The 16,777-nt window shown below is 70.0% G+C and carries 14 protein-coding genes and 1 tRNA gene; 4 read left to right on the top strand and 11 right to left on the bottom strand.

What is annotated here, in order from left to right; genetic code table 11:
* Positions 1-312: a hypothetical protein gene (locus ACIBCK_RS14010; RefSeq protein ID WP_399389926.1), complete on the bottom strand. Its 312-nt coding sequence runs from the start codon at positions 310-312 to the stop codon at positions 1-3.
* Between the two features lie 102 nt (positions 313-414).
* Here ACIBCK_RS14010 and ACIBCK_RS14015 point away from each other — a divergent pair, with 102 nt between their 5' ends.
* On the top strand, positions 415-645 hold the full coding sequence (locus tag ACIBCK_RS14015) for a DUF4287 domain-containing protein (RefSeq protein ID WP_361832622.1): 231 nt from the start codon (positions 415-417) through the stop codon (positions 643-645).
* 89 nt (positions 646-734) lie between these two features.
* Here ACIBCK_RS14015 and ACIBCK_RS14020 read toward each other — a convergent pair whose 3' ends face one another.
* The 3 genes from ACIBCK_RS14020 to ACIBCK_RS14030 all read right to left on the bottom strand — a co-directional run bounded on the left by ACIBCK_RS14020 (position 735) and on the right by ACIBCK_RS14030 (position 4,338).
* Entirely contained in the window at positions 735-1,649 is a 915-nt protein-coding gene (locus tag ACIBCK_RS14020; protein ID WP_399389929.1) for a Bax inhibitor-1/YccA family protein, read from the bottom strand.
* Between the two features lie 66 nt (positions 1,650-1,715).
* Complete coding sequence (locus ACIBCK_RS14025) at positions 1,716-3,113, bottom strand: MFS transporter (RefSeq protein WP_399389930.1); 1,398 nt, start codon at positions 3,111-3,113, stop codon at positions 1,716-1,718.
* A gap of 46 nt (positions 3,114-3,159) precedes the next feature.
* On the bottom strand, positions 3,160-4,338 hold the full coding sequence (locus ACIBCK_RS14030; protein WP_399389932.1) for a 4-hydroxybenzoate 3-monooxygenase: 1,179 nt from the start codon (positions 4,336-4,338) through the stop codon (positions 3,160-3,162).
* A 129-nt stretch (positions 4,339-4,467) separates the two neighbouring features.
* Here ACIBCK_RS14030 and ACIBCK_RS14035 point away from each other — a divergent pair, with 129 nt between their 5' ends.
* Positions 4,468-6,120 (top strand): IclR family transcriptional regulator C-terminal domain-containing protein, encoded by a 1,653-nt coding sequence (locus ACIBCK_RS14035; protein ID WP_399389934.1) that lies wholly within the window; start codon positions 4,468-4,470, stop codon positions 6,118-6,120.
* 6 nt (positions 6,121-6,126) lie between these two features.
* Here ACIBCK_RS14035 and ACIBCK_RS14040 read toward each other — a convergent pair.
* Positions 6,127-6,209, bottom strand: a tRNA-Leu gene (locus tag ACIBCK_RS14040).
* 388 nt (positions 6,210-6,597) lie between these two features.
* Between ACIBCK_RS14040 and ACIBCK_RS14045 the strand changes: the two genes are divergently transcribed.
* Both ACIBCK_RS14045 and ACIBCK_RS14050 read left to right on the top strand, forming a co-directional pair.
* Complete coding sequence (locus ACIBCK_RS14045) at positions 6,598-7,368, top strand: ABC transporter ATP-binding protein (RefSeq protein WP_399389936.1); 771 nt, start codon at positions 6,598-6,600, stop codon at positions 7,366-7,368.
* Between the two features lie 111 nt (positions 7,369-7,479).
* Entirely contained in the window at positions 7,480-9,987 is a 2,508-nt protein-coding gene (locus tag ACIBCK_RS14050; protein ID WP_399389938.1) for an ABC transporter permease, read from the top strand.
* Positions 9,988-10,056: 69 nt separating this feature from the next.
* Here the strand turns inward: ACIBCK_RS14050 and ACIBCK_RS14055 are convergent, their stop codons facing one another.
* The 6 genes from ACIBCK_RS14055 to eno form a co-directional block, all read right to left on the bottom strand.
* Entirely contained in the window at positions 10,057-11,352 is a 1,296-nt protein-coding gene (locus ACIBCK_RS14055) for a class I SAM-dependent methyltransferase (RefSeq protein ID WP_399389940.1), read from the bottom strand.
* 200 nt (positions 11,353-11,552) lie between these two features.
* Positions 11,553-12,956 carry an NAD(P)/FAD-dependent oxidoreductase gene (locus ACIBCK_RS14060; RefSeq protein WP_399389941.1) on the bottom strand — a complete coding sequence of 468 codons (1,404 nt, stop codon included), beginning with the start codon at positions 12,954-12,956 and terminating at the stop codon, positions 11,553-11,555.
* A gap of 342 nt (positions 12,957-13,298) precedes the next feature.
* A complete protein-coding gene (locus ACIBCK_RS14065; RefSeq protein ID WP_399389943.1) occupies positions 13,299-14,225 on the bottom strand; it encodes an exopolyphosphatase in 927 nt (308 codons plus the stop codon).
* Positions 14,222-14,815, bottom strand: a complete 594-nt coding sequence (locus ACIBCK_RS14070; RefSeq protein ID WP_399389945.1) for a DUF501 domain-containing protein — start codon at positions 14,813-14,815, stop codon at positions 14,222-14,224. The genes ACIBCK_RS14065 and ACIBCK_RS14070 overlap by 4 nt, the downstream gene beginning before the upstream one ends.
* A gap of 39 nt (positions 14,816-14,854) precedes the next feature.
* Entirely contained in the window at positions 14,855-15,337 is a 483-nt protein-coding gene (locus ACIBCK_RS14075; protein ID WP_399389946.1) for a septum formation initiator family protein, read from the bottom strand.
* Positions 15,338-15,427: 90 nt separating this feature from the next.
* Positions 15,428-16,708, bottom strand: coding sequence for a phosphopyruvate hydratase (gene eno, locus ACIBCK_RS14080; protein WP_399389948.1), 1,281 nt, complete (start codon positions 16,706-16,708; stop codon positions 15,428-15,430).
* Positions 16,709-16,777 lie beyond the last annotated feature (69 nt).

The raw sequence follows: 16,777 nt of genomic DNA on the forward strand, positions 1-16,777 counted from the left end.
TCACACCCCGGCGCGCTTCTGCGCCTTCTCCACGAGGATCAGCGCCTCCGCGAGCTGGCCGGAATCCTCCAGCACGAGGGCCAGATCCCGCCCCGCGACCGTGATCTGGTCGGCCGCCGCGAACATCCCGGCGTCCGGCATCTCCCGCGGCTCCTCGTCCGGCTCCTCGATCCGCTGCGCCCACGCCGCCAGTTCCCTGGCCAGAGCGAGCGCTTCGGTCGCCGCCCCCCGCTGCAAGCGACTCTGCGGGGCGGCCCGCAACCGGTCGGCGAACTGGTCCACTGCGGCCGTCAAAGGCGTCGTATCAAGCACCCGGCGACCTTATGCGCCCGGGCGGGACTGTTGCCAACGCCCCCACGCTCAGGCACGGTGGCGTGAAGGCCGGAACACATCGCGACGCGTCCGGAGGCGCCGATGTCCCAAGTCTTCTCCGAGGAGACCCACCGCAACCTGATCGCCCGAATCCCCCACTGCACCGGTCGTGAGATCTCCGACTGGATCCGCGCCGTGGACGAAGGCCCTTCTCTCTTCCGCTTCGAGGAGAAGGTCAGCTGGCTCCGCGCGGAGCACAACCTGGCTTACGGGCACGCCAAGGCAATCATTCACGAGTACGACTTGCGCCGGGCCGCGCGCAAGCTGCTCTGACTCCCCCTGTTCCCTCACCCAACCTCACACAACGGCGAAGGGCCCCGCGGAACGTTTGTTCCGCGGGGCCCTTCGTTGCTTCAGGCGCGTCAGTCGTTGCCCTGCAAAATGGCGATCAGACGCAGGAACTCGAGGTAGATCCAGACGAGCGTCATCGTCAGACCGAACGCCGCGAGCCAGGCCTCTTCCTTCGGAGCGCCGTACGCGATGCCGTCCTCGACCTGCTTGAAGTCCAGGGCGAGGAAGCACGCGCCGAGCAGGATGCCGACGATGCCGAAGACGATGCCGAGGCCGCCGCTGCGGAAGCCGAGGCCGTCACCGCCGCCGAAGACCATGAACAGCAGGTTCACGGCGGTAAGGAGCAGGAAGCCCATCGCCGCGGCCATCACGAAGCCGTAGAAGCGACGGTTGACGCGGATCCAGCCGGCCTTGTAGGCGATCAGGACACCGGCGAAGACGGCCATCGTGCCGAGCACGGCCTGCATGGCCGCGCCGTCCGCGATGCGGTTGTCGACGACGCTGGAGACGACGCCGAGGAAGACACCTTCCAGGGCGGCGTACGTCAGGATCAGCGCGGGCGATGCCTTGCGCTTGAAGGCCTGCACCAGGCCGAGCACCATCGCGATGAGGCCCGCGCCGATGGCGATGCCGTACGACTTGGGCAGATTGGCGTCGTCCACGGGCAGCAGCGCCCAGGCGAGCGCGGCCGTGACCAGCAGCGTGCCGAGCGTGGTGGCCGTACGCATGACGACGTCGTCCATCGTCATGCGTCCTGCGGTGGTTACGGGCGCCTGGGGGGCGCCGTGCTGCAGGTCCTGCTGGGCGTACGGGTTCGTCGCGTACGGATTGGTGGGCGTCTGCTGGCCCGCACCCGCGTACGGGTTGCCCTGCTGGGTCTGCGTCCCGACGGCGGGTCCCCCGGCCTGCGGCTGCGTGCCGAAGCCCGCGTAGCCGTTGTCGCGGCTGAACCCCCGTCGCGAGAAGACCGGGTTGCTGCTCCTCATTTCACTCCTCCATGGCCACCGAGCGTGGCTTTGGGTCAAGAGTAATGCGTAGGCAAAAGGAAGACCCTAGTGCTTGGGGAGGATCTTTCCCTCCTTGTGACCAAGAACGTCTCGCCCAGTGCTCTCTGTTCCCGGTGAGGCGGGCGATACTCCCTCGTCGGCCGGGGTGCGGCGGTTGCGCCGGACGAGTGGCACCAGCGAGATCGCGACGGCTCCGAGCACCGCGGCCACGGCGAAGGTGGTGAAACCGAGGGACGCGTTTCCGCCGGAGACGACGGCGCCTCCCAGCCACGGTCCGACGACCGCACCCGTACGCCCGACGCCGGTGATCCAGCCGATCCCGGTGGCGCGCTGGGCGGGCGTGTAGACGGACGGGGCGGAGGCGTAGACCATCACCTGCGCCGAGAAGAGCCAGATGCCGGTGACGAAGACGATGGCGTACGCGACGCCGAGCGGCAGCTCCGCCTTCAGCAGGAAGGCGCCGCAGGCGGTGAGCAGGAACCAGATCGCGGAGATGCGCACGGCGCCGAACTTGTCCGCCATCCGCCCCGCGACCAGCATGCCGACGATGCCGCCCGCGTTGATCACCATGAGGAAGGTGACGGAGGAGGAGAGCGAGTAGCCGGAGGCGCGCATCAGCTCGGGCAGCCAGGTGGAGACCCCGTAGACGAGCAGCAGACCGGCGAAGGACGCGAGCCACAGGAGCGGGGTGGCGAACCGCTGGCCGGGGCCGAAGAGCGAGGCGACGGCGGCGAACCGTCCCTTGGCGCCCGCCTCGGGGGCTTCGGCGAGCGTCGGGGACGGCAGCAGGTACCGGGCGGCGACGGCCTCGGCCTGGCTCGTGCGGCCCTTGGCGAGCAGCACGCCGGGCGACTCGGGCAGCCACTTCAGTACGAGGGGGATGGCGACGGCGGCGGGGATGACGCCCGCCCAGAAGACGACGCGCCAGCCGTGGTCGGGCCCGAGCCAGAGCCCGAGACCCGTGGCCGCCATGCCGCCCGCGTGGTACGAGGTCATCATCAGGCCGGTGGCGAGGGCGGCCCTGCGCGGCGGCGCGAACTCGGCGACGATCGCGAGGCTGATCGGCATCAGACCGCCGAGTCCGAGCCCGGCGATGAAACGGCCGCCTCCGAAGACGGCGGCGGTGGGCGCGAGCGCGCAGACCGCTGAGCCAAGCGAGAACAGCGCGACGCTGCCCGTGACCATCGGCTTGCGGCCGATCCAGTCGGTGAGCGTGCCGCAGCCCAGGGCGCCGATGAGCATGCCGAAGGTGGTCCAGGAACCGATGGTGCCCGCGGTCGACGCGCTGAAGCCGAAGTCCTTGTCGTCGATGAGGTGCGGCATCACGGCGCCGTAGATGTTGACGTCCATGCCGTCGAAGAAGACGACGAGCCAGCACAGGGCTATGACGGGGGCGACGGATCTGAAGGTCCGCTGGGGCGCGGCGCCTTGGGGAGCGGTCACGGGGCTCTCACTTCTTTGTGGGACCTGGCGGGGACGGGGGTGGGGCTCAGCTGAAGGGGAATCCGGTGTAGCTCTCGGCGAGGTCGGTCTCCGCCGGGCGGGCGGTGGTGATGCGGTCCAGCTGAGCGAGGTGGATGCGGTCGTCGAAGGGGCTGGCATCGGGAGCGCGGTGCAGCATCGTGGTCATCGCGTACGAGAAGCGTTCGGCCTGCCAGACGCGGCGCAGGCAGGTCGCGGAGTACGCCTCAAGGCGGGCGTCGGACCCGGTCTCGCGGTACTCGGCGAGCGCGCGGGCGAAGGTGACGACGTCGCCGACGGCGAGGTTGAGGCCCTTGGCGCCGGTGGGCGGGACGATGTGGGCGGCGTCCCCGGCGAGGAAGACGCGTCCGTGGCGCATGGGCTCGTGGACGTGACTGCGCATCGGCGTGACGGACTTGGAGGTGATGGGCCCGCGCTTCAGGGCCCACTGCGGATCGTCCGTCTCCAGCCGGCGGTCCAGCTCGTCCCAGATCTCCTCGTCGCCCCACTCGGCGGCGTCGGTGCCTGCCGGGACCTGGAGGTACGCGCGCGTGACGGTCGGCGAGCGCATGGAGAGCAGCGCGAAGCCGCGGTCGTGGCGGGCGTAGACCAGTTCGTCGTGCGAGGGCGGCACGTCGGCGAGGATGCCGAGCCAGCCGAAGGGGTACGTCCGCTCGAAGACCCGGGAGACCTCGGCGGGCACGGCCTTGCGGGCCACGCCCCAGGAGCCGTCGCAGCCGACCACGTAGTCGCACTCCAGGACGTCCTCCCGCCCCTGGTGACGGAAGCGGACACGCGGACTCTCGGTCTCGGCGCCCTCGACGGCGAGCGCCTCGGCCTCGAAGAGCAACGGGCCACCGGCGGCGAGCTGGAGGGCTATGAGGTCCTTGCAGACCTCGGTCTGGGCGTAGACCATCACGGACCTGCCGCCGGTGAGCGCGGGGAAGTCGACGCGGTGCCTGCGGCGGTCGAAGCGCAGCTCGATGCCGTCATGCGGGATGCCCTCGCGGTCCATGCGGGCCGCGGCGCCCGCCTCGCGCAGGACGTCGACGGTGCCCTGCTCCAGGATTCCGGCGCGCTGGCGCTGTTCGACGTAGGCGCGGTCGCGGGTCTCCAGGACGACGGAATCAATGCCCGCGTTGTGCAGCAGGCGGGCGAGAAGCAGGCCCGCCGGTCCGGCTCCGATGATTCCGACGGTGGTGCGCATCGGCCGACCCCTCCACTTGTTCGCCTGGTGAACTTTCGTTCATAATGTGCTGACGGGAGTCTCCGACCGGACCCGGCGGCTGTCAACGGTTGCGGGACCCCCTTTTCCACCCGTGCGAGGAGCGGCGCCATGCCAGAAGAGTCCGTACGCCCCCTGGAGCGCGGTCTCGCGGTACTGCGCGCCCTCGCGGTCGCCGAGCAGGTCAGGGCGGGCGACCTCGTGCGCGCGACCGGCCTGGCCCGCTCCACCGTGGACCGGGTCGTGGCGACCCTGGCCCGCCTCGGTTACGTACGCGAACACGGCCAGGAACTGCACCTCACGCCCCGCCTGATGGAGCTCGGCAACGCCTACCTCGCGGCGAGCGGGCTGAGCGGCGAGGTCGCGGCCCGCACCGCACGGCTCGCGGACGACCTCGACGAGTCGGTGTCCCTCGCGGTGCCGGACGGCGACGGCGTCCGCTTCGTCACGCAGGCCGCGCGGCGCCGCGCGATGTCGGTGGCCTTCCACATCGGCGATCTGCTCCCCGCCGAGCGGTGCGCGCCGGGCGCGCTGTTCGCCGCCGAGTGGGACGAGGCGGCGTGGGCGGCGTGGCGGGCGCGCGTGGCCGCCGACCCCTCGGGGGACGCCTTTCCCGCGCTGCCACCGGGCCCCGCGCCCCTGCCCCCGGATCTCGCGGGCCGCGTGGAGCGCTCGCGCGAGACGGGCTGGGCCCTTGACGACCAGCTGATCGAGCCGGGCCTGATCGCGACGGCGGTCCCGGTACGCGACGCGCAGGGCCGCACCCGGTACGCCCTGTCCGCGGTGAGCCACACCAGCAGGCACACGGCGCGAGGCCTCGCGGAGCTCGTGCTGCCACGGCTGCGGGCGGAAGCCGCGTACCTGGAGTCCCTTCCGCCCGCCACATCGCCGTACGAAGAGAGCGAGTTGACGCCCGGTCAGCCGCTGGACGCGGCCGAAGCGAAGGCGGAACTCGGACCCGGCTTCCTCCAGTCGCTCGCCCGTGGCCTCGGCGTCCTGCGCGCCCTCGGGCGGGCCCGCGGCGAGGGCCTGCCGCTCACCGCGATCGCCGCCGCCACCGGCCTGCCACGGGCCACCGCACGCCGCTGTCTGCACACCCTGGAGCTGGCGGGGTACGCGGCGCACGACGGCCGCCTCTACCGCCCGCTCCCCCGCATCCTGGAGCTCGGCTACGCCCGCCTCTCCCGCCTCGGCTTCGCGGACATCGCCGAGCCGCATCTGCGCCAACTGACGGGCCGGGTCCACCAGTCAGCGTCGGTGACGGTGCTCGACGGCACGGACATCCTCTACGTGGCGCGAGCAGCGACGGTCCGCGTCATGAGCGTCCACATCACGCTCGGCACGCGTTTCCCCGCCCACCCCACCGCCATGGGCCGGGTCCTCCTCGCCGGGCTCCCCCAGGAGGACCGCGCGCGCCTCCTGAAGGCCGCCCCGCCCCGCGCACTCACCCACCGCACGGTCACCGACCCGACGGCCCTGCACCACATCCTGGACCGCGCCGCCGCCGACGGCCACGCCACCGCGGACGAGGAACTGGAGGAGGGCCTGCGCTCGGTCGCCGTACCGATCGAGGACGCGCAGGGGCGTGTGGTCGCCGCACTGAACGTGGCCCAGCACGCGGGCACCGCCCCGCTGGACGAGACCGTCGGGGCGCTGCTTCCCGCGCTGCGCGAGACGGCGGCGGCGATCGAGGCGGATCTGCACACGGCGGCGCGCTTCAACGGCGCGCTGATGCCTTGGCGGCAACACCCGCCGACTTCTTAGCCGAGGTGCCCGGAGCCGGACTTGAACCGGCACGCCCGCTAGGGGCAGCGAGGTTTAAGCTCGCCGTGTCTGCATTCCACCATCCGGGCAGGCCATGGGCTCCGCATCAAGTGATTCGACCCTATCGGGAGGCGTCCCCCGAACAGCGGAACAACAGCCCGATGTTGTCTTATTTTATTGACGTCTGAGGGTGCATCAGCCACCGGTACGGCCCATCGGTACATGCCGCAGGCCCTTCCACCGCTGTGCGGCCTCCGTGACGGAATGACGGAATTTCACCGTCTGCGCCCAGCCCGCGGGGTCACTGACGGGTGGTACCCGCCTCAGGGGCCGGGGTCATCCCCAGGTATGACACAGCCGACTTGAGTCCGACTGGAGAGGGCCCCCGGAACGGGAACAGCGGCTGACTACACGGCGCGAATCCGCACGGACGATGGAGTACGTCCCCACTCGTCGTCCCGACAGGAGCACCGCCCCGTGACCACCACCCCCTTCGCCGCCCGCAGCACCGCGGTGGCCGCACGCGCCACGGATCTCTCCAAGGTGTACGGACAGGGCGAGACCCAGGTGGTCGCCCTGGACCATGTCTCCGTCGACTTCCGGCAGGGCGAGTTCACCGCGATCATGGGCCCGTCGGGCTCCGGCAAGTCGACCCTGATGCACTGTGTCGCGGGGCTCGACAGCTTCAGCGGCGGCTCCGTGCGGATCGGCGAGACCGAGCTCTCCACCCTCAAGGACAAGCAGCTCACCAAGCTCCGCCGGGACAAGATCGGCTTCATCTTCCAGGCCTTCAACCTCCTGCCGACACTGACGGCCCTGGAGAACATCACGCTGCCGATGGACATCGCGGGCCGCAAGCCCGACAAGCAGTGGCTGGAGCAGGTCATCTCCATGGTCGGCCTGGCGGAACGGCTCAAGCACCGGCCCACCGAGCTCTCCGGCGGCCAGCAGCAGCGCGTCGCCGTGGCCCGCGCGCTGGCCTCGCAGCCCGACATCATCTTCGGCGACGAGCCGACCGGAAACCTGGACTCGCGCTCGGGCGCCGAGGTCCTGGGCTTCCTGCGCAACTCCGTACGCGAACTGGGCCAGACCGTCGTGATGGTCACCCACGACCCGGCGGCCGCCTCGTACGCGGACCGTGTGATCTTCCTCGCCGACGGGCGGATCGTCGACGAGATGCACTCGCCGACGGCGGACGGGGTCCTCGACCGGATGAAGCACTTCGACGCCAAGGGCCGGACCAGCTAGCGCTCCGAGCGGCGTCGGCAGGTACTCGCCTGCGGGCACGCCGTGGCTGGTCGCGCAGTTCCCCGCGCCCCTTCGGGGCTTTCCCCTCTCCCTCTCCAGGACTTGACTCCCATGTTCCGTACCGCCCTGCGCAACGTGCTCGCGCACAAGGCCAGGCTGTTGATGACCGTGCTCGCCGTCATGCTCGGCGTCGCCTTCGTCTCCGGCACCCTGGTCTTCACCGACACCTTCGGCAACGCCTACAAGAACAAGTCGGCCAAGAGCTTCGACCACGTCTCCGTCGCCATCCAGCAGTTCGGCGGCGAGGAGGACGAGGCCAAGCAGAAGCCGCGCCTGACCGACTCCCTGCTCAAGAAGGCCGACGGCCTGCCCGGAGCCGACTCCGCGATCGCCGGCGTCACCGGCTTCACCGCGCTCGCCGACAAGGACGGCAAGCTGGTGGGCGGCGAGTGGGGCACCTCCGGCGCCAACTACTTCCCGGGCAAGGACGGCAAGGACCCGCGCTACGACTTCACCAAGGGCGCCGCCCCGAAGTCCGCCGGTGACATCGCCCTCGATGCCCGCACCGCCGAGCGCACCGGCTACAAGGTCGGCGACACGGTCCGCTACTCCACCGACGGGCCCGTGCACACGGCGAAGATCAGCGGCGTCTTCGACACCGAGGACGGCAGCGTCCTCGCGGGCGGCAGCCTGGCGGTGTTCGACAACGACACCGCCCTGAAGGTCCTCGGCAAGACCGAGTACGACGAGATCGACGTGAAGGCCGCCGCGGGCACCTCCGAGACTGCGCTCAAGAGCTCGATCGACAAGATCCTGCCGAAGGACTCCAAGGCCCTGACCGGCGCCGAGCTCAAGTCCGACCAGGACGAGATGATCGAGCAGCAGACCAGCTCGATGAGCCAGGTCCTGCTGATCTTCGCCGGCATCGCGCTCTTCGTCGGCATCTTCATCATCGCCAACACCTTCACCATGCTGGTCGCCCAGCGCACCAAGGAGCTCGCGCTCATGCGCGCCGTCGGCGCCTCGCGCCGTCAGGTGACGCGCTCCGTGCTCATCGAGGCGTTCCTGGTGGGCCTGGTGGCCGCCGTGACGGGCTTCGCGCTCGGCATCGGTGTGGCCGTGGGCCTGGAGTCCCTGATGAACTCCGCGGGCGCCTCGCTGCCCGACGGACCGCTCGTCATCGCCCCGCTCACGATCGGCGTCGCCCTGATCATCGGCGTGGTCGTGACCATGCTCGCCGCCTGGCTGCCGGGCCGCCGCGCCGCGAAGATCCCGCCGGTCGCCGCGATGAACAGCGTCCACGCGACGCCGACCACGCGTGGCCTGATCGTCCGCAACACCATCGGCTCGATCATCGTCGCCATCGGCACGGTCATGATGTTCATGGACGACAACTACGTGATGTCCGGCGGCGCCGCGACCATCCTCGTCGGCGTCATCGTCCTCACGCCGCTCCTGTCGCGCCCCTTCATCGCCGCGTCGGCCCCGCTCCTGAAGCCCTTCGGCGTCCCGGGCAAGCTCTCCCGGCTCAACTCGGTGCGCAACCCGCGCCGTACGGCCTCCACCGCCGCGGCCCTGATGATCGGCCTGACCCTCATCACGGCGATGACGGTGGTCGCGACCTCCATGAGCAGCGCCATCAACAAGATGGCGGCGGACTCCCTGAAGGCCGACTACACCGTCTCCATGGCGAACTACCAGCCGCTGACCCCCGAGGTCCGCGAGAAGCTGGACAAGCTGCCCGAGGTCGAGGCGAGCAGCCCGCTGCGCACCACCTACGGCGAGCTCGACGGCTCGTACGGCCAGGTCACCGGCGTCGACGAGAAGGACTTCGGCAAGGTGGCGAGCCTGGACTTCACCAGCGGCTCGCTCGCGGGTCTGCGGGGCGACTCCACGCTCCTGGACAAGAAGACCGCGGACAAGAAGGGCCTCAGGACCGGGGACACCGTCCCGGTGACGTTCGACGACGACAAGACGGTCAAGCTGAAGATCGCCGGCATCTACGAGCAGAACGAGATGATCGACGGCCTGTTCACACCGCTCGCCGTGGTCGACAAGCACATGTCCAAGATCACCGACCAGCAGGTCCTGGTGAAGATGGAGGGCGGCACCTCCGCCAAGGCCGAGGACTCCATCGTCAAGGCCCTGGGTGACAACCCCGCCCTGAAGATCCAGGACAAGGACGCCATCAGCAACGAGATCGGTGGCGCGATCAACATGATGCTGAACATGCTCTACGGCCTCCTGGCGATGGCCATCCTGATCGCGGTCCTCGGCGTCATCAACACCCTGGCCATGTCGGTCTTCGAGCGGAAGCACGAGATCGGCATGTTGCGGGCCATCGGCCTCGACCGCGCGAAGGTCAAGCAGATGGTGCGCCTGGAGGCGGTCATCATCTCCCTGTTCGGCGCGCTGCTCGGCATCGGCCTCGGCCTCTTCATGGGCTGGGTCGCGGGCAACAGCATCTCCGGCACGCTGAAGACGTACTCCATGGAGATCCCGCTCGGCCGTATCGCGATCTTCCTCTGCATCGCGGGCCTGGTCGGCGTCCTCGCGGCGATGTGGCCGGCCCGCAGCGCGGCCAAGCTGAACCCGCTGATGGCGATCAAGGCCGAGTAGCCTTGGCCGGTACGTCAACGAGTGGGGCCCCGGGCGATCGCCGCCCGGGGCCCCGCTCGTCTCTGCGTCCTACTGCCAGGCGCGGGCCCGCAGCGGCATCCCGGAGGCGCCCGCCTCCGGGGTCTTCACCGCGAGGACCTGGTTGACGCCGATGCGGTTGCGCTCGAAGGAGAGCGCGGAGGCCGCCATGTAGAGACGCCAGATGCGGGCGCGGCCCGGCGACGTGAGCCGCTGGCCCTCCTTCCAGTGGGCCTCCAGGTTGGCCACCCAGCGGCGCAAGGTGAGGGCGTAGTGCTCGCGGATCGCCTCCACGTCACGCACCTCGAACCCGGCGCGCTCCAGCTGCGCGACGGTGGACCCCACAGGGGCGAGCTCGCCGCCGGGGAAGACATAGGCGTCGATGAAGTCGTCCACCTCGTACGCCGACTCGTCGGTCTGCGGGCGGCGCGCGATCTGGTGGTTGAGGAGCCGCCCGCCGGGCTTCAGGAGAGCGTGCAGATCCTGCGCGTACTCCAAGTACCTCTCGGCGCCGACGTGTTCGGCCATGCCGATGGAGGAGATGGCGTCGTACGGTCCGTCGCGCACGTCGCGGTAGTCCTGGACACGGATCTCGACCCGGTCGGTCAGGCCCTCCTCCGCGATGCGCTTCCTGGCGTACGCGGCCTGCTCGTGGGAGAGCGTGACGCCGACGACGGTGACGCCGTGCTCGCGCGCCGCATGGATCGCCATGGAGCCCCAGCCGCAGCCGACGTCGAGCAGGCGCATGCCGGGCTTCAGGGCGAGCTTGCGGGAGATCAGTTCGAGCTTGTCGCGCTGAGCGTCCTCCAGGGTGCCGTCCGGCGACTCCCAGTAGGCGCACGAGTAGACCATCGAGGGGCCGAGCACCAGCTCGTAGAAGTCGTTGCCCACGTCGTAGTGGTGACTGATGGCCTGCCGGTCGCTGCCCTTGGTGTGCAGATGCAGGGTGCGCCGCCTGCGCATCTCCTCGGGCGGCGGGGCCGGCGGCAGGAAGGGCGCCGCGAGGCCGATCAGGGTGCGGGCCGCGGCGCGGAACTCCGGGTCGCGCAGGGACTCCCGCAGGCTCTTGGCGTCCTCGTCGCGCTCCCAGATGAACTCGGCGAGTTCGTCGAGCGCCGCGTACAGATCGCCCTCGACGTCCAGGTCTCCGGCCACCCAGGCACGGGCGAGGCCCAGCTCGCCCGGCTTCCACATCAGGCGGCGCAGGGCGCGGCGGTTGCGTACGACGAGGGTGGGGGCACCCGGCGGGCCTGCCTCCGAACCGTCCCAGGCACGAATGCGTACGGGGAGCGGGGCTCCCAGCAGTTGTTCGGCGAGGCTCTTCAGCCGCAGTGCGGCGTCTGGCATGGTGCACACCTCCGTGATGGCGATCCCGGACAGCTCAACACCACGTAAACACCAACCGGGCGCTTGCGCAGTCCCGTTGCGGCGTCACGGATCGGCAAAATAAGTGTAAGCACCATGTATGCGCGGCCGGAAAAACCCGAAGGGGCCGCCCGCACCACGGATGGCGGGCGACCCCTTCGGGTCTAGTCAGTGACCGGAGGTCAGGAGGCCTTGGCCTTCTCCTCGGACCCGGCGGTGACCGGCTCGGCCTTGGCCACGGCGGGCTTCGGCGCGGGCTTGGCGGCCTCGTAGAACTCCTCGCGCGGCGTCTCCATGGCACCCAGGGAGACGACCTCGCGCTTGAGGAAGACCGCGAGGGTCCAGTCGGCGAAGACGCGGATCTTGCGGTTGAACGTCGGCATCGCCATGCCGTGGTACGCGCGGTGCATGTACCAGGCGAGACGGCCCTTGAGCTTGATCTTCATCTTGCCCATGACGATCATCGCGACGCCCTTGTGCAGGCCGAGACCGGCGACCGCACCCTTGTTGGCGTGGCTGTACTCCTTCTGCGGGAAGCCCCGCATGCCGGAGATGACGTTGTCGCCGAGGACCTTGGCCTGACGCAGCGCGTGCTGGGCGTTCGGCGGGCACCAGGCGTTCTCGTTGCCCTCCTTGCGGCCGACCATGTCCGGCACCTGGGCGTTGTCGCCCGCGGCCCAGATGTAGTCGCTGCCCTGGACCTGGAGGGTCGTCTGGGTGTCGACGTGGCCACGGGGGCCGAGCGGCAGACCGAAGCGGGCGAGCGCCGGGTTCGGCTTCACGCCGGCGGTCCACACGATGGTGCTGGAGTCGACCTCGAGGCCGTTGTTGAGCACCACGTGGCCGTCCACGCAGGAGTCCATGCCGGTCTTGAGGTAGACCTCGACACCGCGGCCCTCGAGGTGCTCCTTGCCGTACTGGCCGAGCTTCGGGCCGACCTCGGGGAGGATCTTGTCCGCGACGTCCACGAGCACGAAGCGCATGTCCTCGCGCTTCACGTTGTTGTAGTACTTGGCCGCATCGCGGGCCATGTCCTCGACCTCACCGATGGTCTCCGCACCCGCGAAGCCACCGCCGACGAAGACGAAGGTCAGCGCCTTGCGGCGGACGTCCTCGTCCGTCGTGGAGTCAGCCTTGTCCAGCTGCTCGAGGACGTGGTTGCGCAGGCCGATGGCCTCCTCGATGCCCTTCATGCCGATGCCCTGCTCGGCGAGGCCGGGGATCGGGAAGGTGCGGGAGACCGCGCCCATCGCGATGACCAGGTAGTCGAAAGGCAGCTCGTACGCCTCGCCCACGAGGGGGGCGATCGTGGCGACCTTGCGGTCCTGATCGATGGTGGTGACCCGGCCGGTCAGAACTTCCGCCTTGGGCAGCACGCGTCGCAGCGGGACGACGACGTGCCGAGGCGAAATGCTGCCGGCGGCGGCTTCGGGCAGGAAGGGCTGGTAGGTCATGTACGACCGGGGGTCGACGACCGTGACGGTCGCCTCTCCGTAGCGCATCTTCTTCAGAATGCGCCGAGCTGCGTACAGGCCTACGTACCCACCGCCTACAACGAGGATCCTGGGACGCTCCGTGGTGCTCATGCCATCGAGTATCCACCTGCCCGGCAGGGGTCGCTCGTGCGCCCCTTCACAAGCATGGGGGGACCCTCTGCTATAGTTCGCCGCCCACGTGACGCAGGCCATAGAGCCCCAGGGGAACCACGCGATACCCCGGGACGTTGTGCACCCCTTGTGAGCTGCCGCTCTGGCCCCTCCGGCGCACTGGACCACTGAGCCGCCCCACCCTCAGGACCCACCCCCGAACCTTCGGTGTCGTGGGTCCTGAGCCCCTCTGGAGGCACTTTCAGGGGTCAGGAACCCCTGAACATCGTCCAACCGAGCCGAATTCCTTGTGAAGAACTTCACGAAGTTCGTGCGGCGCGGTCAGGCGATGGACCATCCGATGCCGTCGAGGATGTCGTGTTCGCTGACGACGACCTCCCTTGCGCCGGTTCTTTCCATGATCGACAGGAGCACCAGAGCGCCCGAGACGATGACGTCCACGCGTCCCGGATGCATCACCGGGATCGCGGCACGCTCGTCGTGCGTGGCCCCGGCCAGCCGACCGGCGATCTCACTGACCTGTTCGTAGGAGACCCGGGAGTGGTGGATCGCCGCGGAGTCGTACGCGTCGAGGCCGAGCGCGATCGCGGCCACGGTGGTCACCGAACCCGCGAGGCCCACCAGGGTGCGCGCGTCGCCGATCGGCACCGTCTGCTCGGCCAGGTCGAGCGCCGCCGCGATGTCGGCGCGGACCGCGTCGAGTTCGGCGGGCGCGGGCGGGTCGCTGCGGATGTGCCGTTCCGTCAGGCGCACGCAGCCGACGTCGACGGAGCGGGCGGCACGGACGTGGTCGTCGCCGACCACGAACTCCGTGGAGCCGCCGCCGATGTCGACGACGAGGTAGGGCTTGGCGAGGTGGTCGCTTCCCGCGAGCTCCTTCGTCGCCCCCGTGAAGGAGAACTCGGCCTCCTGGTCACCGCTGATGACCTCCGGCTCGACGCCGAGGATGTCCAGGACCCCGCGTACGAAGTCGGCGCGGTTCTCGGCGTCGCGGGACGCGGAGGTCGCCACGAAGCGGAGGCGCTCGGCGCCGTGCGCCTTGATGACCTCGGCGTACTCGCGGCACGCCGCGAAGGTCCGCTCCAGGGCCTCGGGGGCCAGGCGGCCCGTCTTGTCCACGCCCTGGCCCAGGCGCACGATCGTCATCCGGCGGTCCAGGTCGACCAGTTCACCGGTCCGCGGGTCGGCGTCCGCCACAAGGAGGCGGATGGAGTTCGTACCGCAGTCGATCGCGGCGACGCGGGTCACGTGGCGGGCTCCTGCTCGGCGCACGGCGTGACGCACGGCCCCTTGGCCCACCACTGCGGCAGCATCGCGATCGCCTCGTCGCCCAGGGGGTTCACGCCGGGGCCCGCGGCCAGGGAGTGGCCGACCAGGACGTGCAGGCACTTCACGCGGTCCGGCATGCCACCCGCGCTGGGGAAGCCCTCCAGGACCTCGATGGCGTCACGGCGCGCGATGTAGTCCTCGTGCGCCTTGCGGTACGCGGCGGCGAGATCGGGGTCCGTCTTCAGCCGCTCCGACATCTCCTTCATGACGCCGTTGGCCTCAAGGGTGCCGATCGCGGACGCGGCCCGCGGGCACGTCAGGTAGTACGTCGTCGGGAACGGCGTACCGTCCGGCAGGCGCGGCGCCGTCTCGACGACGTCCGGCTGCCCGCACGGGCAGCGGTGGGCGATGGCCCGCAGGCCGCGCGGCGGACGGCCGAGCTGCTGCTTGAAGGCCTCGACGTCGGCGTCGGTGGGCTCGGTGCGCGGGGTGGTCGGCGGACCAGAAGGGGCCGGCGCGGAGCGCTGTCCGTGAGGGGCGGTGGCCGGGTGACGGGGGGGCGTTTCCATGCCTGTCTTTCGATCGGTTCCGTAGAAGTTCTGTGGGGCTCAGCCGTCGTCGGCCGGGCGGTCCGCCTTGTCGACGCCGTCCCAGACGTTCGAGTACCAAGGCCTGGCGGCGGCCCCCTGGTCGGTGCGCTGCTTCTGCGCCGCCTCGGGGTCGATCACCGTGTAGCCGGTCTCGCCCGGCATCACGTAGTGCAGCCGGTCCCGGATGCGCTGCTCCGCGTACGCGTCGTCCCGCCAGCGGGCCTTCTCGTCCCGCAGCTTCTCGACGTTCTCGCGGCGCTCGGCCTGCTCCTTGCGCTGGTCGGCGATCTCGGCGCGCTGGGAGACGTACTGCCTTATCGGGTAGGCGAGCGCGACGACCAGCGAGCAGAGCACGAGCGCCAGGAGCGCGGCGCGTCCCGTGAGCCGGGAGCGGCGCGCCTGGCGCTTGGTCTGCGAGCGGTAGACACGCTCCGCGGTCTGCTCGCCGAGCAGCCGCAGTCTGGTCGCGGTGGAGAACCGGTCGCGGTCCTTCACGGCCATGTGTGCCGCCTCCCCGATACGTACGTACGTCCCCGCACACGGTACGGGACCGAGTACGGGGACGTAGGTAACTACTCAGGGCAGCTGAGCTCAGCCCTTGAAGCGGGGGAACGCGGAACGGCCGGCGTAGACCGCCGCGTCGTCCAGGATCTCCTCGATGCGGAGCAGCTGGTTGTACTTGGCGACGCGCTCGGAGCGGGCCGGGGCGCCGGTCTTGATCTGGCCGCAGTTGGTGGCGACGGCGAGGTCGGCGATGGTGACGTCCTCGGTCTCGCCGGAGCGGTGCGACATCATGCACTTGAAGCCGCTGCGCTGCGCCATCTCGACGGCGTCGAGGGTCTCGGTCAGCGAGCCGATCTGGTTGACCTTCACCAGGAGGGCGTTGGCCGACTTCTCCTCGATGCCACGGGCCAGGCGCTCGGGGTTGGTGACGAACAGGTCGTCGCCGACGAGCTGCACCTTGTCGCCGAGCTTCTCGGTGATGACGTTCCAGCCGGCCCAGTCGTCCTCGAACAGCGGGTCCTCGATGGAGACGAGGGGGTACGAGGAGACGAGCTCCTCGTAGTACTCGGTCATCTCGGCGGCCGAGCGGGACTTGCCCTCGAAGGCGTACGAGCCGTCCTTGTAGAACTCGGACGCGGCGACGTCGAGCGCGAGCGCGATCTGCTCGCCGGGGACGTAACCGGCCTGCTTGATGGCCTCGAGGATGAGGTCGAGCGCGGCGCGGTTGGAGTCCAGGTTCGGGGCGAAGCCGCCCTCGTCGCCGAGACCGGTCGAAAGCCCCTTGTCCTTCAGGACCTTCTTCAGCGTGTGGTAGACCTCGGTGCCCCAGCGCAGGGCCTCGGAGAACGACTCGGCGCCGATCGGCGCGATCATGAACTCCTGGATGTCGACGTTCGAGTCGGCGTGCGACCCGCCGTTCAGGATGTTCATCATCGGAACGGGCAGCAGGTGCGCGTTCGGGCCGCCGAGGTAGCGGAACAGCGGCAGGTCGGAGGCCTCCGACGCGGCGTGCGCGACGGCGAGCGAGACGCCGAGGATGGCGTTGGCGCCGAGCGAGCCCTTGTTGTCGGTGGCGTCGAGGTCGAACATCGCCTGGTCGATCAGGCGCTGCTCGGTGGCGTCGTACCCGACGAGCTCCGGGCCGATCTGCTCGATGACGGCGAGGACGGCCTTCTCCACGCCCTTGCCCTGGTAACGGTTGGGGTCACCGTCACGGAGTTCGATGGCCTCGAAAGCACCGGTGGACGCACCGGACGGAACGGCGGCACGACCCGTGCTGCCGTCGTCGAGGCCGACCTCGACCTCGACCGTGGGGTTGCCTCGGGAGTCCAGGATTTCCCGGGCTACGACGACGTCGATGGACGGCACGAGCATCTCCTTCTGGGATGTGACGCGGGTACGCGAGGCGTTGGCCTCGCGGACACGAGCCTAACCGGC

Source organism: Streptomyces sp. NPDC051218 (assembly GCF_044455475.1).
Classification (GTDB): domain Bacteria; phylum Actinomycetota; class Actinomycetes; order Streptomycetales; family Streptomycetaceae; genus Streptomyces.

Bases quoted from the DNA above. Each gene is read 5' to 3' on its own strand.
- ACIBCK_RS14015 (WP_361832622.1), top strand. From the start codon at position 415: ATGTCCCAAGTCTTCTCCGAGGAGACCCACCGCAACCTGATCGCCCGA.
- ACIBCK_RS14020 (WP_399389929.1), bottom strand. From the start codon at position 1,649: ATGAGGAGCAGCAACCCGGTCTTCTCGCGACGGGGGTTCAGCCGCGAC.
- ACIBCK_RS14030 (WP_399389932.1), bottom strand. From the start codon at position 4,338: ATGCGCACCACCGTCGGAATCATCGGAGCCGGACCGGCGGGCCTGCTT.
- ACIBCK_RS14035 (WP_399389934.1), top strand. From the start codon at position 4,468: ATGCCAGAAGAGTCCGTACGCCCCCTGGAGCGCGGTCTCGCGGTACTG.
- ACIBCK_RS14050 (WP_399389938.1), top strand. From the start codon at position 7,480: ATGTTCCGTACCGCCCTGCGCAACGTGCTCGCGCACAAGGCCAGGCTG.
- ACIBCK_RS14055 (WP_399389940.1), bottom strand. From the start codon at position 11,352: ATGCCAGACGCCGCACTGCGGCTGAAGAGCCTCGCCGAACAACTGCTG.
- ACIBCK_RS14060 (WP_399389941.1), bottom strand. From the start codon at position 12,956: ATGAGCACCACGGAGCGTCCCAGGATCCTCGTTGTAGGCGGTGGGTAC.
- ACIBCK_RS14070 (WP_399389945.1), bottom strand. From the start codon at position 14,815: ATGGAAACGCCCCCCCGTCACCCGGCCACCGCCCCTCACGGACAGCGC.
- ACIBCK_RS14075 (WP_399389946.1), bottom strand. From the start codon at position 15,337: ATGGCCGTGAAGGACCGCGACCGGTTCTCCACCGCGACCAGACTGCGG.